The organism is Streptomyces sp. NPDC025793 (assembly GCF_055558375.1).
In genome coordinates this window covers 90,214-105,384 of sequence record NZ_JBVHMR010000020.1, presented here as the reverse complement: position 1 = coordinate 105,384, position 15,171 = coordinate 90,214, and the positions used below count along the sequence as shown (strand labels likewise).

Sequence of the window (15,171 nt, the reverse complement as noted above, 5' to 3'; positions counted from 1 at the left end):
AAGGGATTCCAGGATGTTCCGCAAGGTGCTGGTCGCCAACCGTGGAGAGATCGCGATCCGCGCGTTCCGGGCGGGCTACGAACTCGGGGCGCGCACCGTCGCCGTGTTCCCGCACGAGGACCGCAACTCGCTGCACCGGCTGAAGGCCGACGAGGCGTACGAGATCGGGGAGCCCGGGCACCCGGTGCGGGCCTATCTCTCCGTCGAGGAGATCGTGGGCGCAGCCCGCCGGGCGGGCGCCGACGCCGTCTATCCGGGGTACGGCTTCCTGTCCGAGAACCCCGAACTGGCCCGCGCCTGTGAGGAGGCGGGCATCACCTTCGTCGGCCCGAACGCCGCCACCCTGGAGCTGACCGGCAACAAGGCCCGCGCGGTCGCCGCCGCCCGGGCGGCGGGCGTGCCCGTGCTCGGTTCCTCCCAGCCCACCACCGACGTGGACGAACTGGTGCGGGCCGCCGAGGAGATCGGCTTCCCCGTCTTCGTCAAGGCGGTGGCGGGCGGTGGCGGTCGCGGCATGCGCCGGGTGGAGGACCGCGCCCAGCTGCGCGAGTCCATCGAGGCCGCCTCCCGCGAGGCCGCCTCCGCCTTCGGCGACCCGACCGTCTTCCTGGAGAAGGCCGTCGTGGACCCGCGCCACATCGAGGTGCAGATCCTCGCCGACGGCGCGGGCGACGTCATCCACCTGTACGAGCGCGACTGTTCGCTCCAGCGCCGCCACCAGAAGGTCATCGAACTGGCACCCGCGCCGAACCTCGACCCGGCCCTGCGCGACCGCATCTGCGCCGACGCCGTCCGCTTCGCCCGCGAGATCGGCTACCGCAACGCGGGCACCGTGGAGTTCCTCCTCGACCCCGACGGCAACCACGTCTTCATCGAGATGAACCCGCGCATCCAGGTCGAGCACACCGTGACCGAGGAGGTCACCGACGTCGACCTGGTCCAGACCCAGATGCGCATCGCCGCCGGCGAGACCCTCGCCGACCTCGGCCTCGCCCAGGACACCATCACCCTGCGCGGCGCCGCCCTGCAGTGCCGTATCACCACCGAGGACCCCGCCAACGGCTTCCGCCCGGACACCGGCCGGATCAGCGCCTACCGCTCCCCGGGCGGCTCCGGCATCCGCCTCGACGGCGGAACCACCCACGCCGGCACGGAGATCAGCGCGCACTTCGACTCGATGCTGGTCAAACTGACCTGCCGAGGCCGGGACTTCAAGGCGGCCGTGGGCCGCGCCCGGCGTGCCGTGGCCGAGTTCCGCATCCGCGGCGTGTCCACGAACATCCCCTTCCTCCAGGCCGTCCTGGACGACCCGGACTTCCAGGCGGGCCGGGTCACCACGTCCTTCATCGAGCAGCGCCCGCACCTGCTCACCGCGCGTTCCTCGGCCGACCGCGGCACCAAGCTGCTGACCTACCTCGCCGACGTGACGGTCAACAGGCCGCACGGCGAACGCCCCGACCTGTTCGACCCCGTCACCAAGCTGCCCGCGCTCCCGGCCGGCGAGCCCCCGGCCGGCTCCCGCCAGCTCCTGGTCGACCTCGGCCCCGAGGGCTTCGCCCGGCAACTGCGGGAGTCGCCGACCCTCGGCGTCACCGACACCACGTTCCGCGACGCCCACCAGTCGCTGCTCGCCACCCGCGTGCGCACCAAGGACCTCCTCGCGGTCGCCCCGGTCGTCGCCCGTACCCTGCCGCAGTTGCTGTCCCTGGAGTGCTGGGGCGGCGCGACGTACGACGTGGCGCTGCGCTTCCTCGCCGAGGACCCCTGGGAGCGGCTGGCCGCGCTGCGCGAGGCCGTACCCAACATCTGTCTGCAGATGCTGCTGCGCGGCCGCAACACCGTCGGCTACACCCCGTACCCGACGGAGGTGACCGACGCCTTCGTGCAGGAGGCCGCCGCCACCGGCATCGACATCTTCCGCATCTTCGACGCCCTCAACGACGTCGGCCAGATGCGCCCCGCCATCGAGGCCGTCCGCGAGACCGGCACCGCGATCGCCGAGGTCGCCCTCTGCTACACCGCCGACCTGGGCGACCCGTCCGAGCGCCTCTACACGCTCGACTACTACCTGCGCCTCGCGGAGCAGATCGTCGAGGCCGGCGCGCACGTCCTCGCGGTCAAGGACATGGCCGGACTGCTGCGCGCCCCGGCCGCCGCGAAGCTCGTCTCGGCGCTGCGCCGCGAATTCGACCTGCCGGTGCATCTGCACACCCACGACACGGCGGGCGGCCAGCTCGCCACGTACCTCGCCGCGATCCAGGCGGGCGCCGACGCGGTCGACGGAGCGGTGGCCTCGATGGCCGGGACCACCTCGCAGCCGTCGCTGTCCGCGCTCGTCGCCGCCACCGACCACTCCGAGCGCCCCACCGGCCTCGACCTCCAGGCCGTCGGCGACCTGGAGCCGTACTGGGAGGGCGTGCGCAAGATCTACGCCCCGTTCGAGGCGGGCCTCGCCTCCCCGACCGGCCGGGTCTACCACCACGAGATCCCCGGTGGCCAGCTGTCCAACCTGCGCACCCAGGCCGTCGCGCTCGGCCTCGGAGACCGCTTCGAGGACATCGAGGCGATGTACGCCGCCGCCGACCGCATCCTCGGCCGCCTGGTGAAGGTCACCCCGTCGTCCAAGGTGGTCGGCGATCTCGCCCTGCACCTGGTCGGCGCCGGGGTCTCGCCGGACGCCTTCGAGGAGACGCCCGACCGGTTCGACATCCCCGACTCGGTCATCGGCTTCCTCCGCGGCGAGCTGGGCACCCCGCCCGGCGGCTGGCCCGAGCCGTTCCGCACCAAGGCCCTCAAGGGCCGCGGTGAGCCCAAGCCCGCGCCCGAGCTGTCCGCCGACGACCGCGAGGGGCTCGCGAAGGACACCCGGGCGACGCTCAACCGGCTGCTGTTCCCCGGCCCGACGCGCGAGTTCGACAGCCACCGGCAGTCCTTCGGCGACACCAGCGTGCTGGACAGCAAGGCCTTCTTCTACGGCCTGCGTCCCGCCAAGGAGTACGCCGTCGACCTGGAGCCCGGCGTCCGGCTGCTCATCGAACTGCAGGCGGTCGGCGAGGCCGACGAGCGCGGGATGCGCACCGTGATGTCCTCGCTCAACGGCCAGTTGCGCCCGATCCAGGTCCGCGACCGCGCGGCCGCCTCGGACGTGCCGGTGACGGAGAAGGCCGACCGCGCCAATGCCGGCCACGTGGCGGCGCCGTTCGCCGGTGTGGTGACCCTCGCGGTGACCGAGGGCGACGAGGTCGCCGCCGGTGCCACGGTCGCCACGATCGAGGCGATGAAGATGGAGGCCACGATCACCGCGCCGAAGGCGGGCCGCGTCTCCCGGCTGGCCATCAACCGCATCCAGCAGGTGGAGGGCGGGGACCTGCTCGTCGAACTCGGCTGACCCGTACATGGATGCGCCGCGACCGGATGCCCTGCCGGTCGCGGCGCGGGTGTGTCTCCGGCGCGGCTACAGGCGGTCGCCGCGCTCCCGGAGCCGTGCGAGGAGCAGGTTCGGGTCCTTGCGTGTGAAGTACGCGGCGTTCGGCACGTAGACGATCCGGCCGAGTACGGCGACCGAGGTCGGGTTGGACAGCCCGTCCCGCTGCCCGAGGGCGTCCGTGCGCGATCCGTCGCGGCGCACCAGGACCACCTGGTTGGCCTTGTTCAGCGCGGCCACCACCGTGCGTCCGGAGCCCGTGAAGGCGAAGTCGTCGATGCCGTCGAGCCCATGGGCCAGGGTCTCGGCCCGGCCCGCGGAACCGCCCTGGCCGACGGGGATGCGCAGCAGCGTGCCGCGGTCGGTGTTCGACACCCACACGGCACCGCGGTGCACCTTGAGGCCGTTGGCGCCGCAGCCGCTCGCCGAGGGGCCGGTCAGCGGCTTGAGCGCCGTGTCCCGGGCCCACGCGGTGGCCGCGCCGCCCTGCTGCGGGACGCGCCAGACGGTGCCGAGCACCGAGTCGGCGGCGTACAGCACGCCCTGGCGTTCGTCGAGGGCCAGGCCGTTGGGATAGCCGTTCGCCGGGAACTGGGCGATCTGCTCGGGTTCCTCGCCGGGGGCGAGACGCCAGATGCCCGTTCTGCTCGTGCCGGTCGCGTAGTTGACGTACAGCGTGCCGTCGTGGGCGCGGGCGATGCCGGTCACGACGGCCTGGTGCACGAACGGGGTGTTCGGGTGGGTGACGGCCGGCAGGGTCGCGCTGATCCGGGTCTTGCCCTCGGGCGTGACATGGGCGATCTGCCGGGCGTAGGCGAGGGTCAGGTCGGCGGAGCCGTCGGGTTCGAGCGCGATGTTGTCGGGCGTCTGTCCGGCGGCCAGGCCGAAGTGGGCGGTGATGCGGGCGTCGGTGACGACCGGCTCGGTGCCGGTCGCGGGCGCCGCCGCGATCACGCCGGACGCGAGCGCGGCCGTGGCGGCACCGGCCAGGCGGGGGAGTCGGGGCATGTGACCTCTCTCGGGACGGCGCGCGGGCGCCGGCGTGCGGGGTCACACCACCATGCGGCTGCGCCGGTCGCCGGGGGCGGGCGCCGGGCCGCGGGATCGCCCGCGCGGCTCAGCACCCGCCGCGCCGAGCGGCGCGCCCGGGTGACGGCCGCTGCGGTCGCCGGGCTGTGCGGCCGTCACCCGGGCATCGGTCCCGGAGTGTCAGTCCCAGAGCGGGTAGTTCATCACCGGCTTGAACGTGTCCGGCCGGGCGCCGGGGTAGGTCAGGCTGAGGTTCGCGAAGCGCAGGAAGTGCGGGTGCTTCTTCCAGGCCTGCTCGCCGCTGAGCCGGATGACGACCGGGTACGCGCGGAAGGTGCCAGCCGCGCAGTACGGCTTGCAGTCGTTGACCATGTTGACGCCGACGGCCTTCGCCCCGTCCGGACTCCACTGGGTCCAGTGGAGTCCGGTCAGCCGGCTGTTGCCGTCGCCGCAGGCCAGGATGAAGTCGTTCGGGCGGACGTTCCGGTGGAAGAAGCAGTCCACGAGTACGGGCTGCCCGGGCCTCGCTCTGACCGGTGTCGTGGCCGTGGTCGGCACGCTGGCCGACGCCGTCGTCATCGCCGCTGTCAGCAGGGTCCCTGCCGCCAGGGTCACCGCCGTTCCCACCACTGATCCGCGCATGGCCGCTCCCACCGTTGTGCTGTGTCCGACCGCGTCCACTCGACGCTACGACCGTACGGCCATTTGCACCAGTCGCGCAGGTCGGACAGCGTGGCGGCGGTGTTCAGCCGTGCTTCACGGTCAGCGCGTAGAACGCCACACGGGCGCCGTCGGTGGTGCTGTCGGAGGAGGACTGGTTGTAGGAACCGGCCTTGAAGTACTGCTTGTACTGCTGGAACGACGATGCGACGGGGTAGTGGGTGGTCGTCCCGTTGACGGTCAGGTCGATCGTGTCCCCGCCGGAGACCGCGATCGTATAGCTCCAGGTCTTCCCGATCGCAACATGTCCGACGGCGTGCGAGGTCTGGCCGCCGGAGGGCGAGTTCTCGGTGCCGAGCACGATGTCGCCGTTCGCGCGGTAGTACAGCTCCAGCAGCGGCTTGGTGGACGAGCCGCCGCTGCCGAGGTGGATCTGGCCCACACACACGTTCTTCGTCACCGACACCACGCGCAGCGTCGCGCTCATCCTGTGCGCGCCGGACAACGCCCAGTCGGCGGCGCTGCCGTCGCGGTTCATCTCGCGCAACTCGGAGCGGGCGTAGTTCGAGTTGGGGGTGGTGACGCCCTTCTCGGGCGCCCAGAAGGTCATAGCGCCGTCGTGGGTGTCGGTGTAGAAGTACGCGTCCTGGTAGCCGTTCGCGCCCTGGAGCCGGGACGAGGGGATGGTGGTCGGGCTGCCCGGGGAGCCGACGGGCTCTTGGAGCTGCCACACGGACAGGTCGAAGTTGCCGCCGGGGGCGACGCGCGGATCGGCGGCGAGCGCGCTGGGGCTGCCGAGGAGGGCGAGCGCGAGGGCGAGACCCGCGGCGGCCGGTACCGCGAGGAGTCGTGCTCGGGTCATGGGGGTCCCTTCGGGCCGGAATGCGGCCACTGTTCATGTAGATGAACAGTGGCCGCATACTTGGTCGCTGGTGACCCGAGAAGCTAGAGGTCCGGACCAGACCCGTCAAGAGGTTCAGCAGGCGCCCTCGTCCTGCCACGGCCCCCACTGCGAGGCGCCGGGCACCTCGTTCTGGGTCCACCACTTGGCCTTCCAGTCGTGCTGGCCGTAGGACACCTCGTCCCCGCCCGTGTACGCCGTCGACGCGTTCCACGCCGGCTTGCAGGAGCCGGGTGTCGGGGTCGGCGTGGGGGTCGGTGTGGTGGTCGGCGGGGTGACGCCCGCGAACTTCACCGAGTACTTCGCGAAGTCCCAGTCGCCCTGCGCCACGCTGGAGCAGGTGCCGGACGTGCGGCCCCCGTTGTCCGGCGGGCTGCACTGCCGGTCGCGGTTCAGGGACCAGAACGTGAAGCGGTCCATGTTGTGGCTCGTGGCGTAGTCCAGCACGGTCTGGAAGTCCGCCTGGCTGAAGGTCTCGCCGGTGTCGCTGCGGCCGTTCATGCCGGAGAAGCCCTCGTGGGCGTACGCGGTCGCCTGGTCCCAGCCGAAGGTCGACTGGAGGATCGCGTTGAAGTTGGTCAGTGCGCTGGTCTGGCTCGCCGCGCCGTTGAAGCCGCCGTCGAACGGCATGATGGAGAAGTTGTTCGGCGTGAACCCCTGGGACTTGGCCTCCAGCAGCATCTGCTTGCCGAACCAGCCGGTGCCGTCCGCGGTGCCGGCCGTCGTCACGGAGACGTACAGTCCCGGGTTGTCCTGCTGGAGGATCTTGGCCGCGCCGATCTCGTTGTGGATCGCCGTCGTGTTCTCGTACTCCGGCTCCTCCAGGTCGAAGTCGATGGCGTGCAGGCCGTACTTGGTGATGACCTGCTGGTAGGCGGCCGCCGTGGCGGCGGGGTCGGCGCAGGTCTGGCCGAGCTTCGTGCCGCCGTAGCCGCCGATGGAGACCGACACGTCCCCGCCCTTGCCGCGGATGGTGTTGATCACCGACTGTACGGCCGTGTCCGAGGAGACCGGTGCGGTGCCGCCCCATGTCGGCGAGCAGCCGCCGCCGTTGGGGGCGAGCACGAACGCCAGCTGAAAGGCCTTCAGGCCGGTCGCGTCCATGATGGCGGACGGGTCCGGCGGGTCGTTGTCCAGCGGCATCAGATACGGGGCCGCGGCGTACCAGCGGTTGCTCAGCGCGGTGGTCGCGCCCGAGGCGTTGCCCGCGACGAGTGCGGTCGTGCCGGCGGCGGCGAGGGTGACGGCCGCCGCCGCGCCCAGACATGCGCGAAGCCGTTTCACTGCGTGCCTCCAGAGGGTGGGGGTGGGGAGTCCCCGATGTGGGGAGCCCCACCCTCCGGGAGCTGTTGCGGCCACGTCAATAGGTTGGACTAGACCAGCGCGCACTTTGGACTAGACCATATGATTTCTTTACCTGTCGTCGACCAGTCGCACCGTGAACCCGCGGTCGAGCGGCAGGCTCGCCGTGCTGATCGTCGTGACGTGCGTGTCCGGGTCGAACGACCAGGCGGACGCGGGCAGTTGGCGGCCGTCGAGCAGGACGCGTGCGGGCGCCGCGGCGCCGTGCACGGTGAACCGGTACGCACGGGCGTCCGCCTTGCCCGCGTAGTCGCCCTTGCTCGCGCCCACGGAGACGGTCGTGCCCCTGCCGTCGGCGTGCAGGGACACCCGCTGGGTGGCCGCGGCGCCCTTGGCGAAGTCACGGGTCACGCCGTCGTCCTCGTACAGCGTGTAGTGGCTCGTGCCGCGGGCCGCCGGGTACAGGTCCCAGTCCAGTTCGTGCCGGTCCCGGGTCTGCCAACTCGTGGTCCCCTTCGGCCACATGGGCACGACCGCGCCCTCGCGCACGAACAGCGGCAGGGTGTCGAGCGGGGCGTGGTAGCCGTTGACCGTGGTCGGACCCTGGTAGGTGCGGCCCGTCCAGTAGTCGGTCCAGGTGCCCTTCGGCAGATAGATGCCGTCGCGGGTGTCGGAGTCCTGGTAGACCGGCGCGACGAGGAAGTCGGGGCCGGACAGGAACTCGTACTTCGCCTGATCCGAAAGGGTATTGGGGTCGTCCGGGTACTCCAGCCACAGCGGGCGGATCGCCCCCACTCCGGTCTTCGCCGCCTCGGCGGACAGGGTGTACATGTACGGCAGCAGCCGCTCCTTGAGCTGGAGGTACTTCCGGTTGATCGAGGTGTACGGCTCCCCGTCCAGCCAGGGCTGCTGGTCGGCGGGCTTCTTGGTGGTGAGGTCGGTGGCCCAGCCGTCCATGGTCATGATGGCCGGCAGGAACGCCTTCCACTGCAGGTCGCGGGCGTACATCGTGGCGTCGTGGCGGTAGATGCTGCCCACGTCACCGGTGTCGTACGCGATGCCGGACATCGTCGCTCCGGCGTAGGCCGGGATCTGCCAGCGGATGTAGTCCCACGACAGCTTCTGGTCGCCGCTCCACAGCACCCCGCAGCGCTGCGCGCCCGCCCAGGACACCGGCAGCCACACGAATCCGCGCGCGTCGCTGTTGTCCTCGATGCCCTTCTTCGCCGCGTCGCACGCGTCGAGGGCGAACTTGTAGCCGTTGCCGACCCAGGCCACGTCCAGCTTGGCCACCCGCTGACCGGCCTTGACCTGGTCGGCGAGCTTGTCGATGCCGTCCTGGGTCCACAGGCCGAGCTGGGCGTGGTGGTCCTGGAGGCCCTTCGCGGTCTGCTCCAGGTTCTCGTACCCGCAGCCGTAGCCGTCGTTGACCAGCATCCAGCCGAGCGGCATCCGGTGCTGCGTGTACCCGTCGGCGACCTTCAACGCGTCCAGGGTGTGCCGCTCGCCCCGGTTGGCGTTGTGCAGGTAGCAGTCGGAGTCGCCGGGTTCGAGGCCGTACACCGGCGGCATGAACGGCCTGCCGACCAGCGCCGTGTACTTTCCGATCACTTGCTTGGCGTCACCGAGGAAGTAGTAGGCGTCCAGGCGCCGTTCCTGCTGGCCGGCGGTGACTGGCTGGCCGAAGGTGTACACGCCGGGCGCGAAGGTGTTGCGGAAGACGCCGTAGCCCGCGCTGGAGAGGTAGAACGGCTGGGAGTTGTTGTAGCCGCCCTCGTCCCAGTCGAAGCTGTTGGCCACGTACATCGTCCGGCCCCGGTGCGAGAAGCTGCCGTTCTGCTCGCCGCCGCCGAAGAACTGTTCGTCCGCCCCGCGCGTGAGACTCTGCCGCATCCCGCCGGTGGACCAGCGCAGCGGCTTGTCCTCCTGCCAGATCCGGGTGCGGTTGTTCGGCCTGTACAGACCGAACCGCAACGGCTTCTTGTACACGCGCAGTACGGCCTGCGGCGAGCGGACGCCGTAGTAGTCGCCCGCGTCGAAGGACGAGGTGTGCCGCTGGAGCGCGGGCTCCTTGCGCACGATCGCGGTGCCCGCCGGGTCGCTCAGCGAACCGGACGGATCGGCCTGGAGCCGGAGTTGACCATCCATCAGGAAATCCGCCCGCGCCGTCAGCCGCCCGGCCCGCACCGAGTAGCTGCCGTCGCCGCCCGAGAAGGAGGTCAGGTCGCCGGCGTCCGTGGTCGCGGGCAGATAGGCCGTGCCCGTGAAGGAGTTGTCGTGCACGTCGTACGGCACGACCAGCACGTGGTACGTCCCCGACGCCCGCGGGATCACCGTGGCCTCCGGGTCGGCGGTGCCCGCGCTGGACGCCACCTGCTTGCCCTGGTCGTCGTAGACGTACAGGTCGAAGTCGTCGGAGGGCTTGGCCCACGTGATCGACAACGGGACGCCGCCCTCGGGGTTGTCGTCCCAGTAGCCGGCCGGCACCGAGACGGTCAGGTCGAAGCGGTCGCAGACCTTGTCGTCCGGGTCACTGCCCGCGGCCGGGCAGCTCTCGGTGCCGCCGCCGGTGCCCTTGTCGTAGACCGGGCTCTGCCAGCTGACGCTGCTGTGGGCGGTGTCCAGCACGGCGCCGGAGGCGGTGGCGGCGGCCTGGGCGGGCGCCGGGCCGGTGAGCACGGTCGCCGCCAGGGCGGTCGCCAGCCCCAGCGGGACCCAGGCCGGCCAGGGCACACGGTGGCGTGGTCTTTCCAGTCCTCGCGGTCTTTGCGGTCTGTGCACGGCGGAACAGCTCCCCTCGCAGCACTGCGGACTGACTGTTCGTGCGGATGATGCGCCGATTGATGCTTGGAAACGCTTGAAAAAGGCTCCAATCGAGCAACTTCAAGCACGAAGCCTCAGGGGTGGCACAGGTTCATGTCAAGAGCGCAGGTACGGAACGCGGGGCGGGCGTGACGAAGGCCGGCCCCCTCGTGGGCGGGGGCCGGCCTTCGCGGCGGGGTCGTTCGTGGGCCGCCTCAGGCGGTGTTCTTCCGGAGCACGATCTGGGTCTGCGTCGTCTGGCCGACCAGCCGGTCCCGGTCGTCGCGCAGATCGGTCTGCACCACCAGCAGCGTGCCGCCGAGGTGCAGGGGCCGGGCCGTGGCGTGCACGTGCCCGGAGGCCACCGCCCGCAGGAAGTTGGTCTTGGACTCCACCGTCGACGTACCGGACGCGCCCTCGGGCAGATTCAGATACGCGCACACCGCCCCGACGCTGTCGGCCAGCGCCATCAGCGCCCCGCCGTGCAGCGCGCCACCCGCCGTGCACAGGTGCGGGGACCAGGCCAGAGCGCCGACGACCCGCTCGGCCGTGGCCTCGCGCAGTTCGATGCCCAGGCCGGCCGCGAAGGGCATCGCGGCCAGCAGGTCGGCGGGCTGGGGGACGGGTGACATGGCATGCCGCCTTTCGCGCAACGGATCACATCGGCCGGTCGTCAATCCTGCGCCGTCTCCTGGAGCTTGGCCAGGGTCAGCACGCCGCCCCCGATGCCCCAGCCGCCGTCGGCGACCTCCTCCACCAGGACCATCGTGGCGGCGCGGGCCCGCTCTCCGTAGATCTCGACGTACAGCTCGGTGGCGCGAGTGACGATCAGCTCCTTCTGCTGCTCGTCCAGGCTTCCGGCGGGCACCTTGAAATTCGCGAACGGCATGGTGTTTCTCCTTCGATGACGGTGTGTCAGAGGGAACTTCCGGTGGTGAGCAGGTCGTCGAGGCCCACGCGGCGGAGGAAGTCGGCGCCTCCGCGGTCGGCGACCGCGGAGACGACCTCGCTGCCGTCCCGGGCTGGGTCGACATGCGTACGCAGCGGACGCCGGCCGGCGGGCAGGGCCACCAGCCGTACGACGGACCGGGCGACCTCCGCCACGTCCGCGTCCGGCGGCACCAGCGCCGCGAGGCGCTCGTCCAGCCCCGCCAGGAGGGCGCCGTAGCGCTCGTCGTAGGCGTTCGCGCGGTCGGTGTCGGCGGGGGTGCCGGCGTGCAGGAAGTGGTTGGTGCCGGAGGTGAAGGCGCCCGGTACGACGATCGCGGTGTCGATGCCGAACCGGACCAGCTCGCCGGCGTAGGAGACCGCCAGCGCGTCCATCGCCGCCTTCGCCGCGAAGTACGGCCCCAGGAACGGCGGGCAGCCGCCGCGCGTGCTGGAACTGCCGATCCACACCAGCAGTCCCGCCCCCTGCTCCCGCAGCGCGGGCAGGGCGGCCCGGTTCACGCGCTGCGTGCCCAGCACGTTGACGTCGTACAGGTCCGCGAGCTGCTCGGGGGTGAAGGCCTCGGCGGGCCCGGTGACCATGTGGCCCGCGTTGTGCACCACCACGTCCAGGCGGCTCTGTTCGGCCAGCACCCGGGCCACGGCCGTGTCGGCGCCGTCCTGGGAGGTGACGTCCAGGTCGACCGCGCGCAGGGACACGCCGTGTCCGGCCGCGTACCGCTCCACGGCGGCCACGGCGGGCGCGTTGCGGCCGGCCGTGTGGCGCATGCCCGCGTAGACGGTGTGACCGGCGTCGGCGAGCGCGCGCACGGTGAGCGCGCCGAAGCCGCTGGAGGCGCCGGTGACCAGGATCGTCCGGGGAGTGTCGCTCGTCATGATTCCTCGCTGGGGGTGGGGGAGACAGAGGGGTGAGCCGGGGGTTGGGGGGATCAGACGATGCCTCCGTTGGCGCGGACCACCTGGCCGTTGACCCAGTGGCCGGCCGGGGAGGCGAGGAAGGACACCACCCCGGCGATGTCCTCGGGCGTGCCGAGGCGCTCCAGCGGGGACTGGGCGGCCAGTGCGGCGACGGTCGCCTCGTCCTTGCCGTCCAGGAACAGATCGGTGGCCGTCGGGCCCGGCGCGACGGTGTTGGCGGTGACGTCCCGGCCGCGCAGCTCGCGCGCCAGCACCAGGGTCAGCGCCTCGACCGCGCCCTTGCTCCCGCTGTAGGCGCCGTAGGACGGGAAGGCCAGGCCCACCACGGAGCTGGAGAAGCCGACGAACGCGCCGCCCCGGCGCAGCGTGCGGGCCGCCTCCCGGGCGACCACGAACGTGCCGCGCACGTTGGTGCGGTGCAGCGCGTCCAGCTCCGCGAGGTCCAGCTCGGCGATCGGCGCGAGATACATCCGGCCCGCCGCGTGGACCACGACGTCCACCCCGCCGAACTCCTCGGCGGCGGCCTCGAACACCGCGGCGACCTGCCGCTCGTCGGCGACATCGGCGCGGACGGCGATCGCGCGCCCGCCGGCCGCGGTGATCTCCGCGACAGCGGCCTCGGCCGACTCGCGGTCGCCGGCGTACCCGACCACCACGGCGTGTCCGTCGGCGGCGAGCCGGAGCGCGGTCGCCCGGCCGATGCCGCGTGAGCCTCCGGTGACGACGGCGACGCGGGGCGTCGCGGCGGAGGCGGTCGAGGGGGCGGCGGCTTCGGTGGACATGAGATCTCCAGTCGTTCAGGGCGTCAGCCGCTGAGGGCGTCGCCCCCGGTCGGTGACCTGCTCGGTGACTCCACCGTGCGCCGTCGTGCCCGGGGCAGCCACGGCTGCGCTCACCCTGGGGTCGGCAACCCCTGGATACGCGGGGCGGCGGGCGCGACCATGGAGGGCGTGAACCACGCAGAGCTGGCCGCCTTCCTCAAGTCCCGGCGCGACCGGGTCCGCCCCGCCGATGTCGGCCTGCCCGCGGGACCCCGCCGCCGGGTGCCGGGCCTGCGCCGCGAGGAGGTCGCCCAGCTGGCCGGACTGTCCGCCGACTACTACACGGAGCTGGAGCGCGGCCGGGGCGCCCAGCCCTCCGCGCAGGTCCTGGCCGCCCTCGCCCGCGCCCTGCGGCTCAGCGGCGACGAACGCGACCACCTGTTCCATCTCGCCGACCGCCCGCCGGCGCCCGCCGCCGGCGGCCCCACCGCACTCGTCCAGCCCGCCCTGCTCGGCCTGCTGGACCGGCTCACCACGACCCCCGCCCAGGTCATCACCGATCTGCACGAGCCCCTCGCGCAGAACCCGCTCGCCGTGGCGCTGCTCGGCGCGATGCCCGCCGGACGCGGGCCCGAGCGGAGTTTCGTGTACCGCTGGTTCACCGACCCCGCCGCCCGCGGCCTGTATCCGGCCGAGGACCACCCGCACCACTCCCGCGTCTTCACCGCCGACCTCCAGGCCGTCGCCGCCCGGCGCGCGAAGGACGCCGACGTGACCCGGATGGTGGCGGCGCTGCGCCGGCGCAGCGCGGAGTTCGCCGAGCTGTGGGAGCGTCGGGAGGTGGCCCTGCGCCGCACCGACCACAAGCGCATCGTCCACCCCTCGCTCGGCGTCATCGAGCTGGACTGCCACAACCTCTTCAGCGAGGACGGCCGGCAGCGGCTGCTGTGGTTCAGCGCTCCGCCCGGCACCGAGGGACACGCCCAGCTGGAACTGCTCTCGGTGATCGGCACGCAGGACCTGAGTTCCGGGGTGGAGTCCTGACCGATGTCCGCAGACCCATGGCGGACCGTCCGTCGCCTGGGGCACCCTTGAGGGCGTGCGTACTGTTTCGCGCGGTTTGGGCAGTCGCACGCGGTGGGGACGCAGACAACGGTACGAATGGCAGGACGCGCCCGGCGCGTCATGGGGGGAGCGGTCGCGCATGCGATCCATCAGCCGTGCTTCACGATCCGTCGTGGAGATCACCAACCACAGACCCGGCGAGCTGACGCCCGAGCTGCGGGCCGCCTGGCACCGCGCGATGGACGAGTCGCCCGAGTACGCCAATCCCTTTCTGGCACCGGAGTTCGCGGTCGGAGTCGGCCTCTTCCGGGGCGGCGCGCGGATCGCGGTGCTGCGCGAGGGCGGGGAGCCGGCCGGATTCCTCCCCTACGAGCGCGGGCCGCTGGGCACCGGCCGTGCCATCGGGCTCGGCCTGTCCGACTGCCAGGCCCTCGTGCACCGGCCCGGGGTCACCTGGGACACGGACGAGCTGCTGCGGGCCTGCGGGCTCAGCATCTTCGAGTTCGACCATCTCGTGCAGGAACAGCGGCCGTTCGCGCCGCACGTCACGGGCAGCTTCGCCTCGCCGGTGATCGACGTGAAACCCGGCGACGGCGGCTATCCGGAGTGGCTGCGGGCCACCTATCCGGGGCTGGCCAAGACGACGCTGAAGAAGGAGCGGCGGCTCGGCCGCGACATCGGCGAGGTGCGGTTCGAGTTCGACGAGCGCGACCCCGAGATCCTGCGCACCCTGATGCGCTGGAAGTCCGCGCAGTACCGCAGGACCGGCCGCATGGACCGGTTCTCGCGGCCCTGGATCGTCGGCCTGGTCGACCATCTCTTCCGCGTCCGCGAGGAGCACTTCACCGGGGTGCTGTCCGTCCTGTACGCGGGCGACCGCCCGGTGGCCGCGCACTTCGGACCCCGGTCGAGCACCGTACTGGCCGCCTGGTTCACCGCCTACGACCCCGAACTGCACTACTACTCCCCGGGGTTGATGATGCACCTGCGCACCGCGGAGGCGGCCGCGCGGGCGGGGGTGACCCTGGTCGACCTGGGCCGGGGCGACAAGGAGTACAAGGAGTGGCTCAAGACCCGGGACCTGCGCGTCGGGGAGGGCTTCGCGGCCCGTGCCCATCCGGTGGCGATGGCCCAGCGGCTGTGGCGCAGGCCGGTCAGGGGCCTGCGCAACACGGTGCTGGCCCACCCCGGGCTGCGCGATCCGGCGGACCAGTTCCTCAAGACGGTCGGCAGGCTGCGTGCCCGCCGGAACGGCAGCCACTGACAGCTACTGACAGGTTCTCGCCAAAACTTTGCCAAGCGGCGGATGTTTCCGTGTCCGCGTGATCGGGTCTCCAGCGTCGGTCAGTGTCGATCGCTCC

Annotated in this window: 12 protein-coding genes; 3 read left to right on the top strand and 9 right to left on the bottom strand. The window is 72.0% G+C overall.

Going from position 1 to position 15,171, the window contains the following annotated elements; all coding sequences use genetic code 11:
* Positions 1-13 precede the first annotated feature (13 nt).
* Positions 14-3,388 (top strand): pyruvate carboxylase, encoded by a 3,375-nt coding sequence (locus ACZ4MF_RS31460; RefSeq protein WP_467495469.1) that lies wholly within the window; start codon positions 14-16, stop codon positions 3,386-3,388.
* Positions 3,389-3,454: 66 nt separating this feature from the next.
* Here the strand turns inward: ACZ4MF_RS31460 and ACZ4MF_RS31455 are convergent, their stop codons facing one another.
* The 9 genes from ACZ4MF_RS31455 to ACZ4MF_RS31415 all read right to left on the bottom strand — a co-directional run bounded on the left by ACZ4MF_RS31455 (position 3,455) and on the right by ACZ4MF_RS31415 (position 12,766).
* Positions 3,455-4,432: an SMP-30/gluconolactonase/LRE family protein gene (locus ACZ4MF_RS31455; RefSeq protein ID WP_467495467.1), complete on the bottom strand. Its 978-nt coding sequence runs from the start codon at positions 4,430-4,432 to the stop codon at positions 3,455-3,457.
* A 201-nt stretch (positions 4,433-4,633) separates the two neighbouring features.
* Positions 4,634-5,095, bottom strand: a complete 462-nt coding sequence (locus tag ACZ4MF_RS31450; protein WP_467495465.1) for a hypothetical protein — start codon at positions 5,093-5,095, stop codon at positions 4,634-4,636.
* Between the two features lie 103 nt (positions 5,096-5,198).
* On the bottom strand, positions 5,199-5,975 hold the full coding sequence (locus ACZ4MF_RS31445) for a polysaccharide lyase family 7 protein (protein ID WP_467495463.1): 777 nt from the start codon (positions 5,973-5,975) through the stop codon (positions 5,199-5,201).
* Positions 5,976-6,089: 114 nt separating this feature from the next.
* Positions 6,090-7,298, bottom strand: a complete 1,209-nt coding sequence (locus ACZ4MF_RS31440) for a carbohydrate-binding protein (RefSeq protein ID WP_467495461.1) — start codon at positions 7,296-7,298, stop codon at positions 6,090-6,092.
* Between the two features lie 129 nt (positions 7,299-7,427).
* Positions 7,428-10,049, bottom strand: a complete 2,622-nt coding sequence (locus tag ACZ4MF_RS31435; RefSeq protein ID WP_467495459.1) for a glycoside hydrolase family 31 protein — start codon at positions 10,047-10,049, stop codon at positions 7,428-7,430.
* A gap of 284 nt (positions 10,050-10,333) precedes the next feature.
* The gene (locus ACZ4MF_RS31430) at positions 10,334-10,750 is read right to left on the bottom strand and encodes a PaaI family thioesterase (protein ID WP_467495457.1); all 417 of its coding nucleotides are present in this window, start codon (positions 10,748-10,750) and stop codon (positions 10,334-10,336) included.
* Between the two features lie 41 nt (positions 10,751-10,791).
* Positions 10,792-11,007 (bottom strand): tautomerase family protein, encoded by a 216-nt coding sequence (locus tag ACZ4MF_RS31425; RefSeq protein WP_356034064.1) that lies wholly within the window; start codon positions 11,005-11,007, stop codon positions 10,792-10,794.
* A 26-nt stretch (positions 11,008-11,033) separates the two neighbouring features.
* Complete coding sequence (locus ACZ4MF_RS31420; RefSeq protein WP_467495455.1) at positions 11,034-11,942, bottom strand: SDR family oxidoreductase; 909 nt, start codon at positions 11,940-11,942, stop codon at positions 11,034-11,036.
* A gap of 53 nt (positions 11,943-11,995) precedes the next feature.
* Positions 11,996-12,766, bottom strand: a complete 771-nt coding sequence (locus ACZ4MF_RS31415) for an SDR family oxidoreductase (RefSeq protein ID WP_467495453.1) — start codon at positions 12,764-12,766, stop codon at positions 11,996-11,998.
* A gap of 168 nt (positions 12,767-12,934) precedes the next feature.
* Here ACZ4MF_RS31415 and ACZ4MF_RS31410 point away from each other — a divergent pair, with 168 nt between their 5' ends.
* Both ACZ4MF_RS31410 and ACZ4MF_RS31405 read left to right on the top strand, forming a co-directional pair.
* Positions 12,935-13,789, top strand: coding sequence for a helix-turn-helix transcriptional regulator (locus ACZ4MF_RS31410; protein ID WP_467495451.1), 855 nt, complete (start codon positions 12,935-12,937; stop codon positions 13,787-13,789).
* Positions 13,790-13,949: 160 nt separating this feature from the next.
* Positions 13,950-15,074: a GNAT family N-acetyltransferase gene (locus ACZ4MF_RS31405; RefSeq protein ID WP_467495449.1), complete on the top strand. Its 1,125-nt coding sequence runs from the start codon at positions 13,950-13,952 to the stop codon at positions 15,072-15,074.
* The last annotated feature ends 97 nt before the right edge of the window (positions 15,075-15,171 follow it).

Excerpts from the sequence above, each read along its gene's own strand:
- ACZ4MF_RS31460 (WP_467495469.1), top strand. The coding sequence starts at position 14 with ATGTTCCGCAAGGTGCTGGTCGCCAACCGTGGAGAGATCGCGATCCGC.
- ACZ4MF_RS31455 (WP_467495467.1), bottom strand. The coding sequence starts at position 4,432 with ATGCCCCGACTCCCCCGCCTGGCCGGTGCCGCCACGGCCGCGCTCGCG.
- ACZ4MF_RS31450 (WP_467495465.1), bottom strand. The coding sequence starts at position 5,095 with ATGCGCGGATCAGTGGTGGGAACGGCGGTGACCCTGGCGGCAGGGACC.
- ACZ4MF_RS31445 (WP_467495463.1), bottom strand. The coding sequence starts at position 5,975 with ATGACCCGAGCACGACTCCTCGCGGTACCGGCCGCCGCGGGTCTCGCC.
- ACZ4MF_RS31430 (WP_467495457.1), bottom strand. The coding sequence starts at position 10,750 with ATGTCACCCGTCCCCCAGCCCGCCGACCTGCTGGCCGCGATGCCCTTC.
- ACZ4MF_RS31425 (WP_356034064.1), bottom strand. The coding sequence starts at position 11,007 with ATGCCGTTCGCGAATTTCAAGGTGCCCGCCGGAAGCCTGGACGAGCAG.
- ACZ4MF_RS31420 (WP_467495455.1), bottom strand. The coding sequence starts at position 11,942 with ATGACGAGCGACACTCCCCGGACGATCCTGGTCACCGGCGCCTCCAGC.
- ACZ4MF_RS31415 (WP_467495453.1), bottom strand. The coding sequence starts at position 12,766 with ATGTCCACCGAAGCCGCCGCCCCCTCGACCGCCTCCGCCGCGACGCCC.
- ACZ4MF_RS31405 (WP_467495449.1), top strand. The coding sequence starts at position 13,950 with ATGCGATCCATCAGCCGTGCTTCACGATCCGTCGTGGAGATCACCAAC.